27 protein-coding genes, 1 tRNA gene, 2 pseudogenes and 1 other annotated feature are annotated in these 22953 nt (G+C 36.5%); of the genes and pseudogenes, 13 read left to right on the forward strand and 17 right to left on the reverse strand.

Annotated elements, in window-relative coordinates:
* Nucleotides 1-6 precede the first annotated feature (6 nt).
* On the reverse strand, nucleotides 7-1383 hold the full coding sequence (locus CC92_RS0107210; RefSeq protein ID WP_029503586.1) for a TrpB-like pyridoxal phosphate-dependent enzyme: 1377 nt from the start codon (nucleotides 1381-1383) through the stop codon (nucleotides 7-9).
* Between the two features lie 90 nt (nucleotides 1384-1473).
* Nucleotides 1474-1712 (reverse strand) — a binding site (T-box leader).
* 261 nt (nucleotides 1713-1973) lie between these two features.
* Between CC92_RS0107210 and CC92_RS0107215 the strand changes: the two genes are divergently transcribed.
* A complete protein-coding gene (locus CC92_RS0107215; RefSeq protein WP_029503585.1) occupies nucleotides 1974-3332 on the forward strand; it encodes an MATE family efflux transporter in 1359 nt (452 codons plus the stop codon).
* Nucleotides 3333-3334: 2 nt separating this feature from the next.
* Nucleotides 3335-3799 (forward strand): MarR family winged helix-turn-helix transcriptional regulator, encoded by a 465-nt coding sequence (locus tag CC92_RS0107220; RefSeq protein ID WP_029503583.1) that lies wholly within the window; start codon nucleotides 3335-3337, stop codon nucleotides 3797-3799.
* Nucleotides 3800-3868: 69 nt separating this feature from the next.
* Here the strand turns inward: CC92_RS0107220 and CC92_RS0107225 are convergent, their stop codons facing one another.
* Nucleotides 3869-4279: a hypothetical protein gene (locus CC92_RS0107225; RefSeq protein ID WP_029503582.1), complete on the reverse strand. Its 411-nt coding sequence runs from the start codon at nucleotides 4277-4279 to the stop codon at nucleotides 3869-3871.
* Nucleotides 4280-4364: 85 nt separating this feature from the next.
* The gene (locus CC92_RS0107230) at nucleotides 4365-5711 is read right to left on the reverse strand and encodes an MATE family efflux transporter (RefSeq protein ID WP_029503581.1); all 1347 of its coding nucleotides are present in this window, start codon (nucleotides 5709-5711) and stop codon (nucleotides 4365-4367) included.
* 467 nt (nucleotides 5712-6178) lie between these two features.
* On the opposite strand from CC92_RS0107230, the gene CC92_RS0107235 reads away from it, so the two are divergent.
* Nucleotides 6179-6250: transfer RNA gene (locus CC92_RS0107235), tRNA-Gly, on the forward strand.
* Nucleotides 6251-6308: 58 nt separating this feature from the next.
* Here CC92_RS0107235 and CC92_RS0107240 read toward each other — a convergent pair.
* From CC92_RS0107240 to CC92_RS0107295, 11 genes and pseudogenes are all read right to left on the reverse strand, one after another.
* Nucleotides 6309-6929: a tyrosine-type recombinase/integrase gene (locus tag CC92_RS0107240; RefSeq protein WP_029503580.1), complete on the reverse strand. Its 621-nt coding sequence runs from the start codon at nucleotides 6927-6929 to the stop codon at nucleotides 6309-6311.
* Nucleotides 6930-6934: 5 nt separating this feature from the next.
* Nucleotides 6935-7249 carry a hypothetical protein gene (locus tag CC92_RS0107245; protein ID WP_029503579.1) on the reverse strand — a complete coding sequence of 105 codons (315 nt, stop codon included), beginning with the start codon at nucleotides 7247-7249 and terminating at the stop codon, nucleotides 6935-6937.
* Nucleotides 7246-7416, reverse strand: coding sequence for a hypothetical protein (locus CC92_RS22505; RefSeq protein ID WP_155998384.1), 171 nt, complete (start codon nucleotides 7414-7416; stop codon nucleotides 7246-7248). Before CC92_RS22505 ends, CC92_RS0107245 begins: the two co-directional genes overlap by 4 nt.
* A gap of 355 nt (nucleotides 7417-7771) precedes the next feature.
* Nucleotides 7772-8062, reverse strand: a pseudogene (tnpA, locus tag CC92_RS0107255) (IS200/IS605 family transposase); the annotation flags it as partial.
* A gap of 527 nt (nucleotides 8063-8589) precedes the next feature.
* Nucleotides 8590-9048 carry a VOC family protein gene (locus CC92_RS0107265; protein ID WP_029503577.1) on the reverse strand — a complete coding sequence of 153 codons (459 nt, stop codon included), beginning with the start codon at nucleotides 9046-9048 and terminating at the stop codon, nucleotides 8590-8592.
* A gap of 24 nt (nucleotides 9049-9072) precedes the next feature.
* A complete protein-coding gene (locus CC92_RS0107270) occupies nucleotides 9073-9405 on the reverse strand; it encodes a DUF3795 domain-containing protein (protein WP_029503576.1) in 333 nt (110 codons plus the stop codon).
* 37 nt (nucleotides 9406-9442) lie between these two features.
* A pseudogene (locus tag CC92_RS20820) lies at nucleotides 9443-9739 on the reverse strand (transcriptional regulator); the annotation flags it as partial.
* 112 nt (nucleotides 9740-9851) lie between these two features.
* A complete protein-coding gene (locus tag CC92_RS0107280) occupies nucleotides 9852-10100 on the reverse strand; it encodes a DUF3781 domain-containing protein (protein ID WP_029503574.1) in 249 nt (82 codons plus the stop codon).
* A gap of 27 nt (nucleotides 10101-10127) precedes the next feature.
* A complete protein-coding gene (locus CC92_RS0107285) occupies nucleotides 10128-10541 on the reverse strand; it encodes a DUF3788 domain-containing protein (protein WP_029503573.1) in 414 nt (137 codons plus the stop codon).
* Between the two features lie 38 nt (nucleotides 10542-10579).
* The gene (locus CC92_RS0107290; protein ID WP_029503571.1) at nucleotides 10580-11380 is read right to left on the reverse strand and encodes a helix-turn-helix domain-containing protein; all 801 of its coding nucleotides are present in this window, start codon (nucleotides 11378-11380) and stop codon (nucleotides 10580-10582) included.
* A gap of 19 nt (nucleotides 11381-11399) precedes the next feature.
* Entirely contained in the window at nucleotides 11400-11813 is a 414-nt protein-coding gene (locus CC92_RS0107295; RefSeq protein ID WP_029503570.1) for a DUF3795 domain-containing protein, read from the reverse strand.
* A 362-nt stretch (nucleotides 11814-12175) separates the two neighbouring features.
* On the opposite strand from CC92_RS0107295, the gene CC92_RS22115 reads away from it, so the two are divergent.
* On the forward strand, nucleotides 12176-12589 hold the full coding sequence (locus CC92_RS22115) for a cysteine-rich VLP domain-containing protein (protein ID WP_081842031.1): 414 nt from the start codon (nucleotides 12176-12178) through the stop codon (nucleotides 12587-12589).
* 111 nt (nucleotides 12590-12700) lie between these two features.
* The gene (locus CC92_RS22120; RefSeq protein ID WP_081841897.1) at nucleotides 12701-13096 is read left to right on the forward strand and encodes a replication initiator protein A; all 396 of its coding nucleotides are present in this window, start codon (nucleotides 12701-12703) and stop codon (nucleotides 13094-13096) included.
* 712 nt (nucleotides 13097-13808) lie between these two features.
* Here the strand turns inward: CC92_RS22120 and CC92_RS0107320 are convergent.
* On the reverse strand, nucleotides 13809-14582 hold the full coding sequence (locus tag CC92_RS0107320) for a DeoR/GlpR family DNA-binding transcription regulator (RefSeq protein ID WP_029503568.1): 774 nt from the start codon (nucleotides 14580-14582) through the stop codon (nucleotides 13809-13811).
* A 316-nt stretch (nucleotides 14583-14898) separates the two neighbouring features.
* On the opposite strand from CC92_RS0107320, the gene CC92_RS21530 reads away from it, so the two are divergent.
* From CC92_RS21530 to CC92_RS0107365, 8 genes are all read left to right on the forward strand, one after another.
* Complete coding sequence (locus CC92_RS21530; protein ID WP_051650783.1) at nucleotides 14899-15822, forward strand: hypothetical protein; 924 nt, start codon at nucleotides 14899-14901, stop codon at nucleotides 15820-15822.
* 90 nt (nucleotides 15823-15912) lie between these two features.
* The gene (locus CC92_RS0107330) at nucleotides 15913-16371 is read left to right on the forward strand and encodes a GNAT family N-acetyltransferase (RefSeq protein ID WP_029503566.1); all 459 of its coding nucleotides are present in this window, start codon (nucleotides 15913-15915) and stop codon (nucleotides 16369-16371) included.
* A gap of 60 nt (nucleotides 16372-16431) precedes the next feature.
* Nucleotides 16432-16797 carry a hypothetical protein gene (locus tag CC92_RS0107335; RefSeq protein ID WP_029503565.1) on the forward strand — a complete coding sequence of 122 codons (366 nt, stop codon included), beginning with the start codon at nucleotides 16432-16434 and terminating at the stop codon, nucleotides 16795-16797.
* Between the two features lie 213 nt (nucleotides 16798-17010).
* Nucleotides 17011-17727 carry a helix-turn-helix transcriptional regulator gene (locus tag CC92_RS0107340; protein ID WP_242841357.1) on the forward strand — a complete coding sequence of 239 codons (717 nt, stop codon included), beginning with the start codon at nucleotides 17011-17013 and terminating at the stop codon, nucleotides 17725-17727.
* A 316-nt stretch (nucleotides 17728-18043) separates the two neighbouring features.
* Nucleotides 18044-18439, forward strand: a complete 396-nt coding sequence (locus CC92_RS0107345) for a VOC family protein (RefSeq protein WP_029503563.1) — start codon at nucleotides 18044-18046, stop codon at nucleotides 18437-18439.
* An 80-nt stretch (nucleotides 18440-18519) separates the two neighbouring features.
* The gene (locus tag CC92_RS0107350; RefSeq protein WP_029503561.1) at nucleotides 18520-19029 is read left to right on the forward strand and encodes a hypothetical protein; all 510 of its coding nucleotides are present in this window, start codon (nucleotides 18520-18522) and stop codon (nucleotides 19027-19029) included.
* A 157-nt stretch (nucleotides 19030-19186) separates the two neighbouring features.
* A complete protein-coding gene (locus CC92_RS0107355; protein ID WP_029503560.1) occupies nucleotides 19187-20047 on the forward strand; it encodes a GNAT family N-acetyltransferase in 861 nt (286 codons plus the stop codon).
* A 493-nt stretch (nucleotides 20048-20540) separates the two neighbouring features.
* Nucleotides 20541-21083, forward strand: a complete 543-nt coding sequence (locus CC92_RS0107365; RefSeq protein ID WP_029503558.1) for a hypothetical protein — start codon at nucleotides 20541-20543, stop codon at nucleotides 21081-21083.
* A 150-nt stretch (nucleotides 21084-21233) separates the two neighbouring features.
* Here CC92_RS0107365 and CC92_RS0107370 read toward each other — a convergent pair whose 3' ends face one another.
* Together CC92_RS0107370 and CC92_RS0107375 are read right to left on the reverse strand one after the other, a co-directional pair.
* Entirely contained in the window at nucleotides 21234-21620 is a 387-nt protein-coding gene (locus CC92_RS0107370; RefSeq protein WP_029503557.1) for a hypothetical protein, read from the reverse strand.
* A 212-nt stretch (nucleotides 21621-21832) separates the two neighbouring features.
* Nucleotides 21833-22840 carry a phosphotransferase enzyme family protein gene (locus CC92_RS0107375; RefSeq protein WP_029503555.1) on the reverse strand — a complete coding sequence of 336 codons (1008 nt, stop codon included), beginning with the start codon at nucleotides 22838-22840 and terminating at the stop codon, nucleotides 21833-21835.
* Nucleotides 22841-22953 lie beyond the last annotated feature (113 nt).

The raw sequence follows: 22953 nt of genomic DNA on the forward strand, positions 1-22953 counted from the left end.
ACCTTTTTATTCTGGTTGTTTTGGAATACCATCAAATCCTTGCTGTAAGTCAGCATCAGTCGGAATATAATCCGTCATCTCTCCATTATGAAAACGTTCGTAAGCAACCATATCAAAGTATCCAGTACCAGTTAAACCAAATACAATCGTCTTTTCTTCCCCTGTTTCCTTACATTTTAATGCTTCATCGATTGCTACACGAATTGCATGGCTACTCTCAGGTGCAGGTAAGATACCTTCAATCCTAGCAAATTGTTCTGCTGCCTCAAACACTGCAGTCTGCTCCACTGCACGAGCTTCCATCAATCCATCCTCGTAAAGCTGAGATAATACAGAGCTCATACCATGATAACGAAGCCCTCCTGCATGATTTGCTGATGGAATGAAGTTACTTCCTAACGTATACATCTTAGCAAGCGGACAAACCATACCAGTATCACAGAAATCATATGCATATTTACCTCTTGTTAAACTTGGGCAGGATGCCGGTTCCACAGCAATAAATTGATACTTCTTTTCGCCACGTAATACTTCTCCCATAAAAGGTGAGATAAGACCACCTAAATTCGATCCGCCACCTGCACACCCTATGATAATATCTGGCGTAATTCCATATTTATCAAGAGCTGCCTTTGTTTCTAGCCCAATGATGGATTGGTGCAATAATACTTGTGATAATACACTTCCAAGCACATAACGATAACCTGGTGTTGAAACTGCAGTTTCCACCGCTTCTGAAATTGCACAACCTAAACTTCCTGTAGTCCCAGGATGTGCTTCTAGAATTCTTTTCCCGACTTCCGTAAATAACGAAGGAGACGGGGTAACCGAAGCACCATAAGTTCTCATTACTTCTCTTCGGAAAGGTTTCTGTTCATAAGATACCTTAACCATAAATACTTTACAGTCTAAGTCAAAATAGGAACAAGCCATCGAAAGGGCAGTTCCCCACTGACCGGCACCTGTTTCCGTTGTAACACCATGTAACCCTTGTTTCTTTGCATAATAAGCTTGTGCAATTGCAGAGTTTAATTTGTGACTGCCACTGGTATTATTTCCTTCAAATTTATAATAAATCTTAGCTGGAGTCTGTAACTTTTCCTCCAAACAATATGCTCGTACCAACGGTGCTGGGCGATACATCTTATAAAAATTTAATATCTCTTCTGGAATCTCAATATAAGCATTGGTGTCATCCAGCTCCTGTACTACTAATTCATCACAAAACACCTGCTTTAATTCATCAAATGTCATCGGTTTTAACGTTCCTGGATTTAATAGTGGCGCTGGCTTATTCTTCATGTCAGCACGTACATTATACCACTTTGTTGGCATCTCGCTCTCTTCAAGATAGATTTTGTAAGGTATTTCTTGCTTTTTCATAATCCTTTCTCCTTTCAATTATGTAATTTTTGAGACATAACATTTGGGAAAAGGTATAAAAAAAATACCCTTATCCCATACAAAAAAATCTGCAGGGACAAAAGTATCGAACTTCTGCGGTGCCACCCGGCTTGACGTTATACGTCCACTCTATGCATACAACCATATGCTTCTCTTTGATAACGGAGGATTTCTCCGGCTAACCTACTAATTTTCAGTTTGCCCTCCAAAGCCCATTCCTCTTAGCCTTTACCTGCCACAATCTCACCACCTGTGGCTCTCTTTAAAGAAAGTTTCTAAGAGTACTTACTCTTTGTCAACGGTTTTTAATTAACTTACCACAATATTCCATTTTAGTCAATAGTATTTTTGCTCTAGAGTTTAAATGTAATTTTATAGGTCAAGAAACTCTTAGAATTTTTTTATTGGTAACCCTTAATGATTATTATATTGGTATATCTTTCCTCTCTTTTTTAGTTGCATACGCAACCATTTTGTGTTATTATCCATATTGTTGCGCATGCAACTAATTATCTGTAGCGTAATTAACTATAGATTGTGAAACTAATTTATAAAGGAGAAACTAAAAAATGGTTCATGCAGAAGACAATAATCTCTTAGGACAAGAAAAGATAGGAAAACTTCTCATTAAGTATTCTATACCCGCGATCATCGGTATGGTTGTAAATATGCTCTATAATGTGGTGGATCGAATTTATATTGGAAAGATTCCTGACGTAGGTGGACTAGCCATTACAGGCGTTGGTATTACCATGCCAATTACATCAATTATCACAGGAATTGGTATGCTAATTGGTATCGGTACCTCTGCAAGTATTTCTTTATCTTTAGGTGCTAAAAATAAAGAAAAAGCTCAAAATATCTTAAGTACTGGATTTCTTAGTATTATCATTGCCAGTATCGCTGTTGCACTCTTTGGTAATATGTTTGCTGAATCAATTGTCCATTTATTTGGTGGCAGTGATAGTACTACACCCTATGCCCTTCTTTACTTAAGGCCTTTAATGTTTGGAACAATATTTAATCTCTGCGCCTTTGGTTTAAATCACTCGATTAGTTCCGATGGAAACCCAAATGTCAGTATGTTTACAATGATTATTGGCGCTATCATCAACATAATTCTTGACCCAATCTTTATCTTTGTATTTGACATGGGTATAAAAGGTGCTGCTTATGCGACTGTAATCTCTCAGTTTGTTGCTACTCTTTGGGTTCTTTACTACTTTACCAAAGGAAAAAAATCTTCTCTTCATTTAAGTAAATCTACTCTACGTTTTGATTTTGCTATAGCAAAAGCAATCCTTTCCATTGGCATGGCTCCATTTTTTATGCAGCTAGCAGGTAGTATGGTTCAAGTAGTATCTAATAAAGCATTATTAAAATATGGCGGCGATATGGCGATCGGTGCTATGACTGTTATCACTTCCGTATGCACCATCTTTATCATGCCTATCTTTGGCTTAAATCAAGGTTGCCAACCAATCATTGGGTATAATTACGGAGCTCGCAAATATGACCGTGTAAAAAAAACATACTTGTTAGGACTTACCTGGTGTACTATAATACTAGTAATATCCTTTGCAGCCATTCAGCTATTTCCAGAAGCTTTGATATCACTTTTTAATAATGACAAAGAGCTTACAGCTATCGCGCTAGATGGAATACGTATTTATCTTTTTTCTTTACCGATTATAGGTATTCAGATGACTGCATCAAACTATTTTCAATCCATTGGTAAATCAAAAAACGCTATGATTATTGGATTAACCAGACAAGTAATCTTCCTGATTCCTGCGTTCCTTATCTTTTCAAAGTTATGGGGGTTGCAAGGCATTTGGTTTGCTGGTCCTATTGCTGATACCTTAGCGGTCTGTATCTCAGGTTTTGCTATTTACCATGAGTTTAAACTATTAAAAAAAGGAGAATAACAATGTCCAACCCAAATTGCTCTGAGAATTCCCTCTCTCTTGGAAACTATATCAGTATCTTTTATCGAATTGGCTCTTCTTATCTTTCACGTAAATACGAGACCTATCAAATTGGTTTTGGTCAATATCAGTTTTTACTTATGTTATATTTAGAGGATGGTTTAAGCCAAGATGAACTTACCAAAAGAGTTTATGTGGATAAAGCTACAACAGCCAGAGCAATTAATAAGTTAAAAGAGAATGGATATGTTACCGTAATTATAGATCGTAATGATAAGAGAAAACACCAAGTTTATCTAACAGAAAAATCATTAGCCTTAAAAGAAGAGCTTTTAACTATTGCTATGGAATGGGAGGATAAATTGCTTCATTCTCTTACCCCTGAGGAACAAAAGACTATGTTTCAATTGTTTCATAAAATATCCATTGCGAATGAATGGATTTCTAATACAAAAGATGGTAAATGAATATTCTTTATACCAAGAAACCCACAAAGATTGTTCCTAATCTTTGTGGGCTTTTTACGTTTTATAAAATTACTTCCTCGCATGTATGGTGTGTTTCTTTTTGTAAAATGAAACTATACTAACTAGACAAACAGTAAACAAAATACCGAAAAAGGCATACACTACTATCCAAAAATACATCGGAGTAAGTGGTTTTGCTTCTTCTATCTTATCGTTAAAATAGTAAAGATCGATTTGATTTTCTTGATGTTTCACTGGAATACCACGAATATCAACTTGATACCCTTTTCCAGCCTCATCATGATAAAAAATAAAACCATCTTCTTTTCTATAACTTGTTGTTAAAACATTTCCCTTTACTATTAACAGTATTTCTTTCGTATGCATAAAAAGAATTAGCATTAATAGGAAAGAGAAAATAACCAAAAATACTATACGAAGAACTGGTGTCTTCTCAAAATCATCATCACTATAATCCATCTTCTTATCCCACCCCTTATGTTAAATAATTCACGTAATATCCAAATTATACCACGTTAAAATTATATGTCAATTTAAGGTATTTTTATATAGAAGGCATCCACTTTACTTTCTTTAGATATATAAATAAAACAATCGCACTACATGTCCATGTGATTGGATATGCCCAGTATACAATATGAATATCATTTACAAATTTTAAAGCTACAGTCATATAGATAACTCGCAAAATACACCAAAAGCTAATCATTGTAATCATAGGTACAACAGATTTACCAGCACCTCGCAAAACACCAGCAATCCCGTGTGAAACTGCAACTAGAAAATAAGCCGGTACAACATTTCGAGCCATTTCACTTCCATAGGCAATCACCTCTGGGTCTTGATTAAACAGTGCAATTAGATAAGGAGCAAAAATAAAAATAACTACACCTATTATTTCAGCAGTTATCATTCCAGCAAGTAAGGAAAAAGTGGTTCCTTTTCTAACTCGTTCTAGCTTTCTAGCACCTATATTTTGGCTAACAAATGTGGTTACAGCTAAGGCAAAGCTACTTGCTGGCAACAATGCAAAACCATCAATCTTCCAATAAGCCCCACAGCCTGCAATGGCTAATTCCCCAAACGAATTAATATTAGATTGAACAATAACATTCGATAAAGAAACAATCGAATTTTGCAGACCTCCTGGTAAACCAATCCTAATTATCTGTTTTAGTTCAAACCTATGAATTCTTAATTTATGTAACTTTAATTGATAGACAGAATTCTCAGATATTAATTTATGAAAAGTTAGAAAGCAGCTCACTGTTTGTGCAATTACTGTTGCTATTGCTGCACCTGCAATTCCCCAATGAAAGATAGCAATGAAAACTAAATCCAATATAACATTTAGTATCGTAGATATAATTAGATAATAAAGAGGACGTTTGGAATCTCCAACTGCTCGAAATATCCCACTCCCGATATTATACATTACAGTTGATGCGATTCCCGCAAAGAAGATACGAAAATATAAAATTGAATTTTGCATTACACTATCAGGTGTCCCCATCCACTCTAAAATATATGGTGACATTACTACTCCAAGAATTGTTAACACAATACTGCCTAAGATTCCAAAGGCTACCATCGTATGAACTGCTCGTTCTACACCTCCCTCGTCTTTTGCGCCATAATATTTAGATATCACAACACCTGCTCCAACTGAGATTCCCATAAATGCACTCACTAATAGATTGATAACAGAACTGGAAGACCCTACTGCTGCCAATGCGCTGCTACCAAGAAAATTACCTACAATAATCGAGTCCGCAGCATTATACATCTGTTGAAATATATTTCCTAACAACAACGGTATTGTAAATAGAATTATTTGCTTCCATATAGGGCCTTCGGTCAATGATACTTGATTCTTACTGTCACTTAACATTTTAATCTCTCCTTGGTTTTCTTTCGTAGCTGCATGAATTTATCGTAACAAAGAGAAACATAAGGCCATCGAAATGTCCTTATGTTTCATCTTTCTTTTCTATCATAAGTTATGGTTCATGTTAATTTCATTTTTATATCTTTACGAAGCTTGCTACTTAAAATGATTTCTATTGTATTATAGACCTCTTAAAAATAGAAAGCAACCTATCTCTTTAGTACATTGTTTACATTATATCTGAATCATCTTAAACTCATCGTTAGGTTTGCAGGGGAATGCACGCCCTTTATTTTGTAATTCTCATAGTATAAGAGTCTGAATAAACATTACATATCTACGCTACTAATTATTACTATCATAGATCCTCGTACTAGAAATCTAAAAAATTATCCGAATTGTATTGACAAATAAAACAATATCTGATATGATATCTCTTGTCTTCAAGAAGACACAATAAAATACAAATTGCACGAGTGGCTCAGTGGTGGAGTATCGCCTTGCCAAGGCGAGGGTCGCGGGTTCGAATCCCGTCTCGTGCTTACTACATAATCTCAAAAACATCAGTAAATATGATGCTTTTGAGATTTTTTTGTTTGCTTACTGTTGAGTACCTATGAGTACGTTTATTCCATTGAGGTTATTTAGTGCACTTGTAATGAGTGCATTTGTTTCTAACTTGCTACGATTGTTAAGGATATATCCTCTCGTTGTCTGAATGCTGCTATGACCTAGGTACTGTCGGATGATTTCAAGAGATACTCCTTCATTGTAGAGTTCCGATGCTACAGTTCTGGGAATATCATGTGCTGATTTTACTGGTATATCCGCACATGTGCATTGTGTTCTAATACAATTATCAATTTCTCGAATCTTGGTTCTACCATTTTCATCACAGAATATAAAGTCATCATCCGAATAGCAAAACCTCAAATTGATTTCTTTTACTCTCTGAAATAGAGAGATTTCGTAATCGCTAAGAGGTAAATAACGATTACCGTGAGGACTTTTCTTTTTCGTATATTCATGAATTACTGGACGAAGCTCACCGTTCTCAAATAATATTTCAATTTCATCAGGAAGATAAACTCTACTTGTATCTTTGAGATTATTCGGTGGTTCACAGCCAGTAAGATTGAGCTCAATATCGTCGAATGGATAAGTAGAAATCAAACCTTTCTTTTTTGAAAGTTTCATCAGTTCTTTGAATATTAGTTTCATGTTGTTTAGTGCTTTTCGTGTAAGATGATAGTTACTAATACATTCATAAAAGAAACTTTCGATATTGTAATACGGTCAATCGAATTGTTTACAATTCTAGAATTACGATAATATTTATCCCAATCATTTTGATTACGATGAATCGTACTATCACTGATTTGCATGGCTTTTCGTTTCTCTACCCATTGAGAATATAAAGATTGCAAGGATTCTTTCTGAGTTGGATAGTAGAATTCATACAGTTTTTGATATAATCCTTTTTCACTATACGAAGTGATTTTTTGTCTTTGATTTTTCCCAGTATCAAAGATATAGGTCATGTAGCGTCCACCTTCTTTGGCTGGTGGAATAATTTTGTATGTATGTTTTCTAGTACTTTTGTTTTGATCATGTTGTTTTCAAGTTGTTCCAACACATCTACAGGCATTATATCATAAGAGATACAGTCATGTAAAATTTGATAATACTGATTATTATATTTATGCATATGAAATGCCTCGCTTTATTAGAGATAGCACTTCTGTTTGTTATCAATGTATTTATCTATCTTTTGTTTGTCAGAGTTTCTTTTGTGCTTCCAATACAATATGAGAGATAGTTTGAAAAACAAGTAAAAACAGCAACATTTGCAGATAAGAAATCAATACCACCGGCTTAGCCAGTGGTTTGCTCTGCCCCTATAAGGGGCTCTTACCTGCTTGCGCCCGGAAGGCGCCTGAAGGATTTGCCAACCGCACTTTTTTCTCAGGCTAGCCCTAAAGGGCTTTCTTTATGCCTCCTTACTTCTGCAAGCTCCTTGAGCCTTTCATGATAGCTTTATTCCTCAGCTTCCCTTTCAGGGATTACTTTTTGCTTTTTTGTACTGACTCACCCGTGAACGGGTCAATATATTCATTCAATGTAAGTTGATCTGCTTCTAGGTCATCTTTCAACTGATTTGCAATATATTCTTGTATCTTTTTTGTATTTTTTCCTACAGTATCAACGTAATATCCTCGACACCAGAAGTGGCGATTTCCATACTTATATTTCAGATTTGCATGTTTCTCAAATATCATTAGTGAGCTTTTTCCTTTTAAGTACCCCATAATTTCTGAGACGCCAAACTTTACAAAGGGCGAAAACAGACCGTGAAACGGGCTGCTGACAACAAACGGCGGTATGTTCCCAGAGAGGGCAGCATACCGCCTGTTTTGTTGTCCGGGGTTTCCAAAGGGGCTTGCCCCTTGGCACACGACTTTGCTTGCAAAGTGTAGTGTGTTATACACTCTGTCGGCGTTGCCGTGAAAATGCCGTTGCCGCCGGGGAGGGCAAGGGCGTTTGAAGCGGCAGGAAAACAGGGCTGTGATTGCATGGCGTGAAGCCGCAAGCGCAGGACTGGTTTCATCAGCAGACAGGGCGTATATGAAAGCCCCCGTCCCGCTGAATGGGTGGACAAGGCGGCCAATCCCTCAAAGTGCTTGGCCGCACTCTTCCTGATTTTTGAGCGTTTTCTATCTCAAAATTGAAATGGGTGGGAAAGCCATTTTAGGGCTTTCCCGCCTTGATTACCCTTTAGCAAAGACGGGCGGGGCTGTCAACGGCGGCGCATGAAATGCTCCGTTCATCTTAACCGTTGATTGGCTCGGCTGGCTTTGCTATTTCCCTGATAAACTGGGATTTATCGCATACAGGCATTGACAAATTTCATAGGTACGTCCATGCGTTCTGCTACTTGTTCTGGTGTCATTCCACTATTTAAGAAACGCTTGCATACTATTTTCATGTTCTCGCCAACTTCGATAATATGTTTATCCGGGTCATAGAAACGAACAACACGCTGTCCCCATGAATGTTCTACAATAGGGTGGACATATTCAACATTACATTCTTTCAGCTTATCCGCAAATTCATCAAAATTATCTTCTTCAAAGTAAATTTCAAAGTTATTGCCACCAAAAGAAATATCGCTTTTCCCGATAAAGTCTTTATATGTTTCAATTGTCTGCAAAGCCAAACCGCCTGTTAAAGTTTTATTTGCTCCAAAATCCATAATCACATGAAGCCCGAAAACCTTTTTATAAAACTCAACTGATTTGTCTATATCTGTTACCACCAGCATAGGATTTTTTAATTTCATTTCCGTTACCTCCACAAAGATAATTTATCCTTTCAAATTCCTCAAAGCGGATGGATTATTCTCTAAGATTACCCCGACAGTGGGACAACTTTTCAAATCCGAACAGTCGCCACAAGTAGCAACACCCTTTTTCAATGCACACTGGCGAATACCACATATACTATCACAAAATACGGTTTTAATTCCGTCAACACGACAGCCTTGGCAGTTAATATGCTCTGGCAGAATAGGTGCATTATTCAATTCAGCCCATAGTTTCGCAGTCTTTTTTCGCAAGTCTTGGTCGTCATTGATTGTTGCAAGATATGCGTCACATTTTTCACAATCAAGTCCACAATATGCAATCATCTTTTTCATGATTATGTACCTCTACAAGTTTCAATTTGTCGTTCTTTTACTTTCTCCCCCGCTGTGGATTTGGATTTTTCAGCAAGTCCGATTTCTCCGCAATCTTTTTCAGCCACTTCTTTTCGTCCTCTGACAGCTTTTTCAAATTCAATTTGAGCCGTTTACAGATAAAAGCCATAGCCGCCTGTTCCGGGTCGCTGTCTGGGCAGGCGGTTTCCTCGGCGGTCTGCAAAAAATCTTTCAATGGGTTATCCTCCGGGACGCTGAAAAAATTGTCCTTGTGGGTTTCCCGCAAGTCAAGGGCTATCCTGTTTATGTCCTGCTGTATCACATAGCGGCAAAATTATCCTTTAGCAAGGGCAGGCGGGGCTGTCAACGGCGGCGCATTTATGCGCCGTTCATCTTGACCGTTGACTGGCTCGGCTGGCTTTGCTATTTCCCCGATAAGCTGGGATTTACTTAATAATATGTGCTGTGATAATTGTATAACTATATGAATTGATAGTGATTTTGATATTTTCAACTTCACAATACCAATTTTTTCCCTGTTTGTATATGTTGCAATTTTTATCCAACACCTTATTTTTGCAATACTCAACAACATCTACTGTATCTATTTTTAGATTTCTTTTAATTCTATCAACTCCCATTTCAGTTGTATGAATTTTGTCAATATTATCAAGTAATATCTTTTTGTCTTCCATTCTTTCTTCTCCTCAAATATAAAACCATTACTTCCTGTTAGGTTTTCTTTTTATTCCCAGCAGTTTGACAAAATCATCAAATAAGGCTGTATCTGTTGGCTCAAACATTAACCATTTTCCGTCGTGATAGGTTTTAGTTTCATCATAGATTTTTTGAACTTCTTTTGAATAACTGTTTCTATCCGTATCAAATTTTAATTGTTCATTTTTCCCTAAGACAATCATAAATCCTATACAGTTTTCCCTTGCATATAATGCACAAAGCGTTTTTCCACCACGACGATATTTATACTCATAAGTCCACGCTTTACCACCTTTGCTCCATAAACATTCCATGTCATACTTTTCATCAATTAAAGCACAAAGTTTATTCCATATATCACATAACGATTGTCCGATTAAAGCAGTCATTTCTTGTGCATTAGGTATTTTATCCAGCATACTCGTTTCTCCTTTATAACTTCCGATTTGTCGCTCTCTTATTTTCTCCCCCGCTTCGGGTTTGGATTTTTCAGCAAGTCCGATTTCTTCGCAATCTTTTTCAGCCACTTCTTTTCTTCATCGGACAGCTTTTTGTAATTCAGTTTGAGCCGCTTACAGATAAACGCCAAAGGCGCTTGCTCCGGGTCACTGTCCTCGCTGGCGGCTTCGTCTGCGACCTGTAAAAATCCTTTCAGCGGATTATCCTCCGGGACGCTGAAAAAATCGTCCCTGTGGGCTTCTCGCAGGTCAAGGGCTATGCCGTTTATATCCTGCTGTATCACATAGCGGCAAAAGCTGTCATCGTCAATGTGGGCGGCGATAAGTTGTCTTAACTGCGGGTCGGTCAAGCCGGGATTGTGCTGTTTCATAATGGTTGCGCTCACAGCGTCCACAATGGCGTTTGCGCCCTGCACCTGCCTTGTCGCTACGCCGTTCACATAGATTTCAAGGTCGGCCATGAGCCGGGGAAAATCCGGGTGTGCCGCCAGTTCACACAAGAGAGAATTGTCTACCAATCCGCTTTTTAAGAGTTCAATCATATCATCACTCAAACGCAGGTCTGCAAGATCGGCGTTTGGGTGATTTTTTGTTTCGGTCAATCCCAACAGATAATCAGCGGTCACGCCATAAAACTTCGCCAGCTTGATAAGGGCATAGTGGCTGATGTCCTTAAAATCATCCGCTTCATAACTGCCCAAAGCAGACTTGGAGAGGTGCGTCTGCTCTGCAAGCTGCTCCAATGTCAGGCCGTACTCTACACGCAGGTCTTTTAAGCGTTCCTGTATTGTCAACGCCAATTTGCACACCCCCTTATACTTATTTCATGCTTTCTTGACACTCGCTACACTCTCTGTCATGGATAGAAATGATACCCCCACATTTTGAACAAGTATATTTCTCTTTCTGCTGTTCCATGAACCTTTCTAAACCGTGCTGGCGAACAAACTCACTATTCTCCATGAGGCTCGCCTGATACCTTTTGTTGTAGCTTTTTTCAAGGTTTTTTATCAGCTTGCAAGGGTAGTCGGTACAGTCAAAACAATAGGACAGTCCTTTGTCCTTGATACAATCTTTTATCCTACATTTACGGCAGTGCTCCGGCTTTCCTATATCGCTGTTTAAGCAGCCAGCACACGGCTTTTTATGATAACAATGTTTATAGCAAACCAAACAGTTCATGCCGCAGGGGGCAAACATAGCCGTATCAATTTTTTCTGTTGGCATTTTCATGGCTCACCCTCCTTGTCGGCTTACCGTTTCTTTCATTTTACCACAATTCCAAGAGCGTGGAAATAAAGAGTTGTTCAGGCTGATTTCCTACCTTTCGGATATACGGCACAGGCGGTCAAAAAGGTCTACACTTAAATCAGTTCATCGGTGGACAGCACCTTGAAAACAGAATGACCGTCCGAAAAGGAATATCCGGCGGGGGAAGTACGCAGGGAGCCGACTTCTGGACAAAGTGTCCAGAGGTGGCTTCGGGTCACGATGGCCCGAAGCTGTGGGGAGCGTGCCAACGCCGGAACACGCCGCAGGAATGGGGCAGGAAGCCTTTTGGGGAGAACGGCAACGGAGAACAGACGGAGGGACGCATGATAGAAAATCCATATAAACGCCTGACGCCGTTAGAGCGCAGGCCAGACGGCACGCCCTACCGCATGACACCAGCGCAAAGGAAACAGGCCAATGCCTTGATACGGCGGGAGTGCTGTAACTGTGAGGACGGCAACTGCATTGTCCTTGACGATGGGGACACCTGCACCTGCCCGCAGATGATTTCTTTCTCGGTCTGCTGTAAATGGTTTCGGTGGGCGGTCTTGCCGCTTGCCGGGACGCTGGAAGCGGAGATCTACCGGGGCAGGGATTTGAAACGCTGTGCGGTCTGCGGCGGCGTGTTCGTCCCCAAATCCAACCGGGCTAAATACTGCCCGGACTGCGCCGCCAGAGTTCACAGGCGGCAGAAAACAGAAAGTGAACGGAAAAGGAGGTCTGCTGTGGACAGTTAGACAGGAAAAAAGCCTTGATTTACAAGGCTTCGCAAGCCCCAAACCGGGGCGGGTGGTATCAAGTATCATCTTCCCCGGAAAACGGGCTTCTAACCGTCCACAAAACACACTATGACAAGCACGATTTATGTTCATCAACCGGAAAAGGCGTTCAGCTTCACCCGGCTCCCGAATTTCCTCTTTGAAGCACCTACATTCCAGCCCTTGTCCAACGAAGCAAAGCTACTGTACGCCTTTATCCTGCGGCGGGCGGAGTTATCCCGGAAAAACGGGTGGGCGGACGAGTACGGGCGCATTTACCTGTACTATCCCATCTGTGAGGTGGTGGACTTGCTTCACTGTGGGCGGCAGAAGGCCGTCAACACCCTGCGGGAGTTACAGTACGCAGAGTTGATCGAGATTAAGAAACAGGGCTGTGGAAAACCCAACTGTATTTACCCAAAATCTCATGAAGCGGTTTCAAACACCGACTTCAAGAAATCCGGTTTTGGAACGCCGGAGGGCTGAAAACCGTACCCAATAAGTACGATAATCAATCCTCTTGAAGTACGGAAATCGGACGGTATATAGAAATACAAAGATTAAAAATATTTTATTTATATCCATTCCAATCCGATCAGAGATAGTTTTGGCGGGATTTTTCCTGTGGAAAACCCGCCGGAAAGGAATGGAACGGGGAAAGGAATAGGAGGTTTTTTGCTTGAAGCTAAAGCTAGTTGGGGACACACCGGCATAGCCGGTGGTTTTATTGCACCTAGATACAATAAAAAAAAGTTATCCTACAAAGTAGGATGACTTTTTTTATTGTGTTTGAAATGAAATTAGAATCTGACGGCACGAGCCTTTTCCAGAATAGAAAAATGGTTTTAGTTTCTATTCTGGACATGTCATTGCTTGCAATGACACCCGGAGGAGTCGCGGGCACGCCTGCAGTAGCAGGCGTAGGAGGAATGTTTGCAAGGCAAACTTCCTAAGGCACGCATACGTGCCTTAATCCAGTCTCGCGCTTAAGTGAAAAGTATCGCTAATCCTTATAAATCAGGGGCTAGCGATTTTTTGTATTTCGATTTCCTCTTTTTTGAACTGTATAATTTAGATATTTGAGAAGGATTTTAATTTGATAATAATAATTTTGAGAAACTATATATTAATCTAATATCAGATAAATTACAATTTGTTATTTTCCTAAAAAAGGGGCTAAAAACCAGCCCCTGCGCAATTAATCTTTTTCTACAACAACTAATTCAATACCTTGTTCATCAAATGCGGACAAATCTTCTTCTAAAGCATCCCAATCAGTAATAAGTTTATTGAGTCTGTTAGCCGGGCATATACTCACAACTGATTCAAAACCGATTTTTTCAGTTGGATAAAGCCCAATTGTTTCTTTTGATGAATCAATAAGTGCATTCCAAAAACTAATTGCTTTTGATTTTTGAATTGATAATCCGAAATTGGATGAAATAAATGCCGATGTGATAAAACATTTGTCAAAACGTAAATGCTTTATCATGTCAATTGCAAACGCATCATAACAATTTCCCTTGTTATCCATTTCACCCCCAAGAAGAATAGTAGTAATATTATCCTTTATTCTTAGTTCTTCTGCAATGACAATAGAATTAGTTACAACTCGAATACGTAAATTGTCTGGAATATTTTGAGCCATAAGATAACCAACAGAAGCAGAAGTAATGAATACTACATCATTATTATTAATCATAGATACTGCTTTTTTTGCAATGGCTAAATAATTTGGGTAAATTTCTGTTACTTTGCAAGTAACCTTTGATGGCTTTCCAAGCGCAACTTGATGCGTGGGAATTGCACCTCCATGTGTTCTCTTTAAAAGTCCTTTTTCTTCCAAGATACGTAAATCTCTGCGAGCAGACTCAACTGAAATCCCAAATCTCGCTGTGATTTCTTCAACTGATATTCTGCCATTATGATTTATCATATCAAGAATAGTTTGATGTCGTTCTTCAATAAACATAATTCTACCACCTTTCATTATTTAAATTAAAGCCATTAGTGTCGACCCAAATGACCCCTTATTAACATATTAGACCGTTTATTACTGTTTGTCAAGTATTAACATTAACAATCGGTAACTTTCATTTCCATAATTCCGTAATAGAGATTTTCTTACTTTTATACAAAAGAAGGTCTACACAATTTAGGAAGTGTAGGAGATACATATTTATAAAAGGTGTACACGAATTATTAGGAATATTGGTTTGTTAATTTTTATCAATATGGTATTATGATTTTGTAACGAAGATTATTTATAATACATGGGGGTAATGACCTTGAAAAAATTATCTATAGATTATTTTATAAGATTGAGAAAACTGGTTTATCGCAATGCAAGACCGCTTGACTTTACCAAGTGGAAATATCTTTTTGAGAACGGGAGCTGTGAGGATTTCCTTTCGGTTCTGTCCAGCTATCAAAATGAGGATGGCGGTTTTGGATACAACATTGAGTGTAATAACTGGAACCCTAATTCTTCCCCCTATACGGTATGCATAGCATTAGATTATTTGGACACGACAGACGATTATGTTAGCAGTACAAAAGATACGATTATAATGGGTATAATCAAATACCTTGCTTCCGGTATATACTTGTTGGAAAACGGCTGGGTGGGAATGCAAGGAATCCCCAGCAACAATGATTTCGCACATTTGCCATGGTTTCATTTCGACCCAAAGAAAGCCACGGAAGCTGATATTGGAGTGACCAAGCGTCTTTCAGACTTTATACTCAAACATGCAGACGAAAGCAGTGATATCTACCACAAGGCAGTGGTTTTAAAAGACAAGTATAAGTTGAGTGGGCAAATTTTTCTTAATGGCGTCCCGGATTATGACCCTGTATCTTTGGAAATGAAATCGTTTGACCCTGCAACATGGCCCTTTTGGTTGCCGTTGCCTGTGTACTTTGTTGGTTCGCCAAATAGCAAACATTATCCAGAACTTAAACATGTCGTGGATATAAATCTGGATTCGATTATTAATACACTGCAAAATACAAATGAGATTCAATTAGCACCAGAGGAAGAATTAAACGCATTTGAACAAAACAACCCGCACCCAGATGGCAAACGATGGTGTGTCGCTGAGCAAGCAATCGGAAATTATTATTGGGGTACTCATAATATTACATCCAATTTGGATATATTGAGGAAGTTTAATAGATTGGATTTTCATCTACCTATTCACATAAAATGAGCATAATACGAAGCTTACGAATTAAACCTAATAAGCATACTTTCAAGATAAATATTGGAGTAAAATGTAATGTTTAAGGAGAGGATATTTATGAAAGTAATGAGTTTGAAAAAAGATAATATCCCAGCAGTTATGGATTTACTATCCAAAGGAAAGCCATATGTCGTTCCTCACCATGACTATGTTTATTGGATCATGGCGGAGTATTTCCCTTTAAGCAATTATGTTGTATTTAATGAGAATAAGATTATTGGATTTATATGCGCTCTCCCATCAATAGATAAGCAATGTTACTTTATATGGCAGATTGTGATAGATGCAGACTATCGAGGTAAAAAAGTAGCTACTATATTAGTTAAACGTATTATAGATGAGGCAAAACATAATGGATTTAATAAATTAGAGTTAACCATAAACTGCGACAATAATGCAAGTTACAAATTATTCGAGCAGACTGCTTATAAACATAAAGGTAGTCTTAAAAATATAGGTGAGTATACATATGAGAATTCTAATGAAATTGCATATTCCATTGAATTTTGTTCCTAATCCTATCGAATTATGTTACTCTAAATGTAGATATCACCAACAAAAAATCGAGGTAATACTATGGTAAAATATACAAGCGAAGAGTTGCATGAGGCTCTGCAAGTTGTATCTTCCACTATTAATCAATGTGAAAAAATGCATCCAAAATTTGCTGAGGGTACCTCTCAGCACTCACTCCTAAAGAATAGGATTAAATCGTTGTATGTCTCAAAATCATTAATAACAAATGATAATGTGATAAACCAATATACAAAAGAAGAATTAATGGAAGCGTTACGCCCCATAACATCAATTATCAGCAAATGCGAAAAAGCTCAGCTAAAATTTGAGGAGGGTACCTCACATCATACCCGCTTTCAAAATATCATAAAAGCAATGTATATTTCAAAATCATTAATAACAAATGAAATTAATAAAAGAAATTAATGTTTGTCTCATTATTATGATACGAAATTTTAAAACCGATAAATAATTTCGTATACTACATATTTTCTAAGTATGCTCAAAAGAACATCTAGAGGAAGCTATGCACTTTTTGGTTGCGAAAATGAACTTTTAAGATGGTAGATGTAACTTAATGAAATTATTATAATGATATTTAAGCAATGTCATTTATCTAATTTCCTATGGAGGTACATAATGAAAAAAATAATTTTAACATCGGCAGGGTTTGAAAACAAATTAATTGATCAAAAGTTTCTCGAAATGGTAAACAAACCATCAAATGAAATCAGGGCAATGAAACTATCTGAAAAAATACAATCCTTGAGAAAAGAAAACGGGTATTCACAAGAAAATTTAGCAGAAATCTGTAATGTTAGCAGACAGTGCATATCAAAATGGGAAGCAGATATCGCATTACCAAATGTAGATAAACTTTTGATCCTAAGTAGACTATTTCAGGTATCGTTAGATGTCTTGTTAAAAGATGATTTGCTAATTGATGGTGCAAAAGAGGTATTAACTTGTGGAAATAATGTTATTCTTAATGAAGAAGCTGGTTTGTATGAAGGCGTTCTAATTAAAGAAAGTATTGAAAATGATTTAGTACTTGATTATCTTAGCATTAATAAAGTAGAATTATGGAAAACACAAGGAAGTCCAAAATATTGGACAGTTCTATTTTTTACTTCAACAAACAGGGATTTACCAAATCTGATATCAAAAGTAATGATTTCTGATGAAACTAAAGGCGGAAATTGGTTTGTTGATTTTAAATCAGGAAATATCAAATATATTGTATTCCGAGATAAGATTTTAAAATACACGATCGGAAATAATATCGAAAAGCAATCTGTTTGTGAAGAATGCAAAAAGATGGGTATCTCATATGAAGAAATGCATTGGTCAGAATGAAAGCATTAGGATTTAACTTCCAACTCATATCGAACAAGAAAAAGCACGCTTCGCAAACTTTTCCTTGTCATGAATAAAAAAATGATCGCTAATCCTTTAAAAGAAGGGTTAGCGATTTATTTTGCGAAAGTACCTGCATAGCTATGTTTACAGGCATCAAAATTCTATCTGTGTTTATGACTTAATCGTCAAGTCATTAGAAACCTTTATCCATTTCTCTGGAAATTTTTGTTTAACATTTTCAATCAGTATGGTACTATGAATAATAGAATAAACTAAACGTATTTTCACTTATTTTAGAGAGGTAACTAGTATTATGTTGACTTTTGGGTCTATTTCATTATTTGTTGATGATATGGAGAAAATGGTGAAATTCTATCGGGATGCCATTGGTCTTAATATTGATTGGGATGGAGGTTGTTTCACTGGTGTAAAGTTAGAAAGTGGAATCTTTTTTAATCTCTGCAAAAGAACAGCTATGGAAAAAGATTGTAGTGAAAAATTAACTTATCCTGAAAGTATTAATGGGACGATGGAGGTTTGCTTTCATTTAGAAAATCCTTCAGATGTTGACAAGGAATTTGATCGTCTCATAACCGCTGGTGCAACGCCAGTAATCAATCCCAAAACCTTACCCTATGGATTAAGATCGTGCTTTTTGGCTGATCCAGAAGGTAATTTAATTGAAATTGTAGCATCTGATGAAAATTAAAAGTATATACGCATTAACATATAACTCCATTACTAATGTTACATAATGTTTCAATGAGATTACGAATAGGGGGATAGGGAATGAAAACTATATTAAAAGAAGAAAGATTTCATATAATATCAGAGGAAAATAAAGCATTTATTTTAGCATTTAACGATGAGATTACTAAACTCGGGTACGATTTTGGCGGTAACATAGGAAGTGGCTTTTGTTGGGGTCCCTATATGATTATTTATTCCAAAAGTGGCGTTAAAAACAAACAAGTTGCCGCTAGAATTTACATACGAGAATACAGCATCGTTCTTCGCCTTTTCCTAAATAAAATAGATAATCACCGTGAATATATTGAAAATTCAAAGGATTTTATTAAAAGTGCTTTTATCAATGATTATGGTACCTGCAATCATTGTCGTAATGAAAAAGAAGTACTTTGTAAATTCAGAAAATCATATACTCTAGATAATAGATTTATTGAAAAATGTAATGGGTTGACCTTTGAATTTTGGGAACCAAACCTAGACAAATTATCAGACTACATAAGTTTACTTAAAGAATTTTATCCTGTTAGACGAGCACTAACCTTATCTTAAGATAAGGTTCGGTTATTTTAATTACTGGCAGCTCTCATGCTGGAAAGACTGTATTTGCCCAAAAGTTATTAATAAAATACGAATTCCCATATTTATCGCAAGACCATCTAAAAATATAGAAAGGCTCTTAAACTTGCTTAGAGAAGGAAGATTAGATATGAAACAACCAGATATTATGTTCGAACAATTAAAGGCAAAGGATTATAATATTGCACATGAGATTCTGAGTCAGGATATTAATTCAGGAGAGGATCTTCTCCGAGAGCTCACCGATGAGCCAGAATCACTTACCGCAGCCTTTTTAGATGAAAAGCTAGTTGGATTAGCTCAAATTGAAGCTAAAGTACCGCAATCTTATTTAGTTGTATTTGTAGCCCCTAGTTTCCGTAGACAGGGTATTGGTTCCACAATTGTAAAGTATGCCGAAGATATGTTTCAAAAAGGTGGGACCCAATCAATCATGAGTGCGATTCATGCAGATAATGAATCCTCCCTTGCATTTGCGAGAAAGCACGGATATAACAGCTACTATTCTTCTACTTTTATGCAACGAACTGGTACGCCATTTCCTATAGAGACGCTTTCAATAAGGCCTTATACGGATGAAGATTACCTTGCTAGTCAGGCACTCTATGCAAAAGCATTTCATGAGATGCGTGTTCGTGTCGGTAGCTTTCCTAACTCAGTGGTTGCCAAGCCTAGCGAGAGTAACCGAAAATCATGGAAGGAGGATTCTGCAAACCGCTTTGTTTACATAGAAAATGGCGAAATTGCCGCTCATGGTCATCTACACGGTAATGAACTCGGAAGCATTTCCGTCCGTACAGACTTACAAAGTCAAGGGATTGGTAAAAAGTTTATCATGTATTTATGTAATGAACTATATCAGCGTGGGAATGAAACGGTTAATCTTTGGTGCGTCGTAGGAAATCACGCTAAGAATATTTATGACTCTCTTGGTTTTAAAGAAAAATACATAGCAGAATACCAGTACAAAACACTACAATCCATAGAATAGCTGTGGTAGAAATGAGGTGAAATGAAAAAAATAATTGCCCTAGTTTTAAATATGAGCTCTTACCAGTTGTTAAGACTACATCTGACACTGAAACCCTAAGTTTTCTTCTATCTAATAAAAAGATTAAGGCTCTTACAGTTCATGAAGATTATTATAATGAAAATTATATTGAAAAAGTAAATTATCCAATAGAAAAGGATGCTAATGAGAAACTTTCAATAGAAATTAATCGACGAAGGAATACTCCTACTCAGTTTGGAGTGTATTATATTTCCATTGGAAAGGGCGTATATGTATTTAAGTTAATGTTTGTAACCAATAATATCTCTGGTACTGCAGATTCATTAGCAAGTAAATACTTTGTTGAACATAGGGATATATCTGGATACAACACAGGTTGGAATTATACAGGTGGAAAATTACTATTGCTACACTTAAATCGACAAGAACATATACTGCGCAAAGTATTATGCCATTCGGATATTAATATTTTATGAAAAAGAGAATAACTATATTAATTATATTCTTTAGCTTCTTAGTTATAGGAGTATGTACCTTTAAGTATTTCCAATATGTAAATGACTCTTCTCCCATACCGATTAAAATTAGATATAATGCTTTGGTGATGTCCGGTGATGATGTAATTAACATTACATCAGTATCTATTAGTGGTAACTCATATAAATATAACAAACAAACTGAATCTATATGCTTCGAAGGTAAGATATATTCCAATACAATGGGCGTGGATGATTTGGAGATGGAAATTGTTCCACTAATAAAAAGTCCAAAAAGTAGCAGAAAGAATACATCTTTTGTAGGACATATAAATTTTTATGATCCTAATGTAGATTTCATAAATAGATTTCAAATTAATTTATATAAGACGCATTTGATTTACTGCGATAGTATCTATTTTAAAGAAATCGTAATTTTTATATCACATAATAATGTTACCTATGATGAAATTCTTATTGCACCAGCAGATACAAAAGATGAAGCATTAGATATATTAAAAAAATTTGGGTTACGCTAAATGTCATGAAAAGTTATATTGATCAAAAATAACAATTGCTCAAAATAAAGTAATTGTCATATCAGACTGTAGACAAAATGGCACTAGGATGCGAATCCCAGTGCCATTTTTTTCTGAGTTTTGAATAATTGTTAAGATAAATGAGTTTTGTTACCATATCAAACAAGCTATTTTTAATACGCCACTTTCTTTTACAATCGTCATATTATTAATTCCATATTCTTTCATTTCCTTACCACTAACACTATAATATTTCTCATATTCACTACTTACCAGTATACTTATATCATTTTCAATTACTTTCACATTAACTTGCTTCTCTTGAAACCCTTTCTCAAAGCACTCCGGATGAAATTTGATTAAGGAAGTAAACTCAGAAGCATATTCATTGATCGTTTTTCTATGATAAATTCCATCTTTGCACTCCATTAAAACTGCATCGTTTAAAAAAAACTCACGAAATGCTTCTTCTTTCCATTCTTCTCCCTTATCAAATGATATGGTGCTATAAAAATCTTTTATAAATGTATGTAACATATTTTTCCCCTCTACTTTCCTTATGAAACAATGTATTCACCTCAAACATTTTCCATGATTGTTCTTTTATTCTTTATAACTCTTTATTACTTTATAACTCTTTATTCTTTTACAGTTCTTTAACTCTTTATTACTTTATAACTCTTTATTCTTTTACAGTTCTTTATCTCTTTAGTTCTTATTCCTTTATCGTTCTTTTTTTTAATCATTCTTTATTTCTTTATCGTTCTTCTTTTCCTATTGGATTTTTGTAACCAATTTCGATAAATTTTTATTTGCTCATTAAAATAATTATCGTTATACCAACAACAACCTGCATTTCGCTGCATTACATCGGCATGAAGTCCCATTAACCATAATTGCCTTAGTGCAATAAACATCTCAATCGATTGCACTTCCTGGCAATCAAGTCTGCGTATTTCTTCATACCCCTCAACCATTGCCCTCCATTCTTCGCCTTCTAAATATTTTTTATCTCGATACGACTCGTTCCATGCATAGACACAAAGATCATAAGCTCGATATCCATATCCCATACAATCAAAATCAAACAGTACCGGTGTTGTTCCCTCACAAAATATATTTCCAATATGTAAATCCCCATGGCAGAATCCGTAATAAGGCTCTATCGGAGGAAGCTTATCTTCAATCCGCTTTCCAAGTATTTCACTCGATTTACAAAGAAACTCATAGTCTTCCTCACGATTCTTTAAATATGGCTGTATTCGTTCTAAAGGTTTTTGAATTAATTCTTTTAAATCAATTGGTTGCCTACTGCATATGTAATGTTGCTCATCTGCTCTTTGATGCATTTTAGCAATATTTCTGCCTAAATTTTTAATACAAGTAATCTTATCTTTGGATGGTTTATTTTTTGCTTCTGAAAACAACACACCATAACGAATTCCTTCTGGCGCATTAATTTCCCAAAGAAAAGAATCATCTTTTGCCTTTATAGGATGAACTACTGGTATACCTGCATATGATAAATCTTGAAGTATAGAAATTTCTTCTTCATAGTCCCTCTTATTATGCATTCCTGTTTGCGAAATTCTTAAATAATAGCACTCATTTTTAGTTTTAATACGGTAAATATCATTCATACCACTATCATAAAACTCACATTGGATGCATTCATTTATTTCATATCGCTTCAATAATTCGTTCTTTATTGCATCTGGAGATAACTGAGAATAGCGCACTTCAAATACAGAATCCATAGTTTAACCAATCCTTTCTTAATAATCGAATAACCTTAAACAATTACGATATTTATCGATATGTTTTAGTTTTGAAAAATCAAATCTATGTAATAAAATAATTTTGAGGAGTG

Source organism: Lachnoclostridium phytofermentans, from assembly GCF_000733755.1.
In the GTDB taxonomy this organism is placed as follows: domain Bacteria; phylum Bacillota; class Clostridia; order Lachnospirales; family Lachnospiraceae; genus Lachnoclostridium; species Lachnoclostridium phytofermentans_A.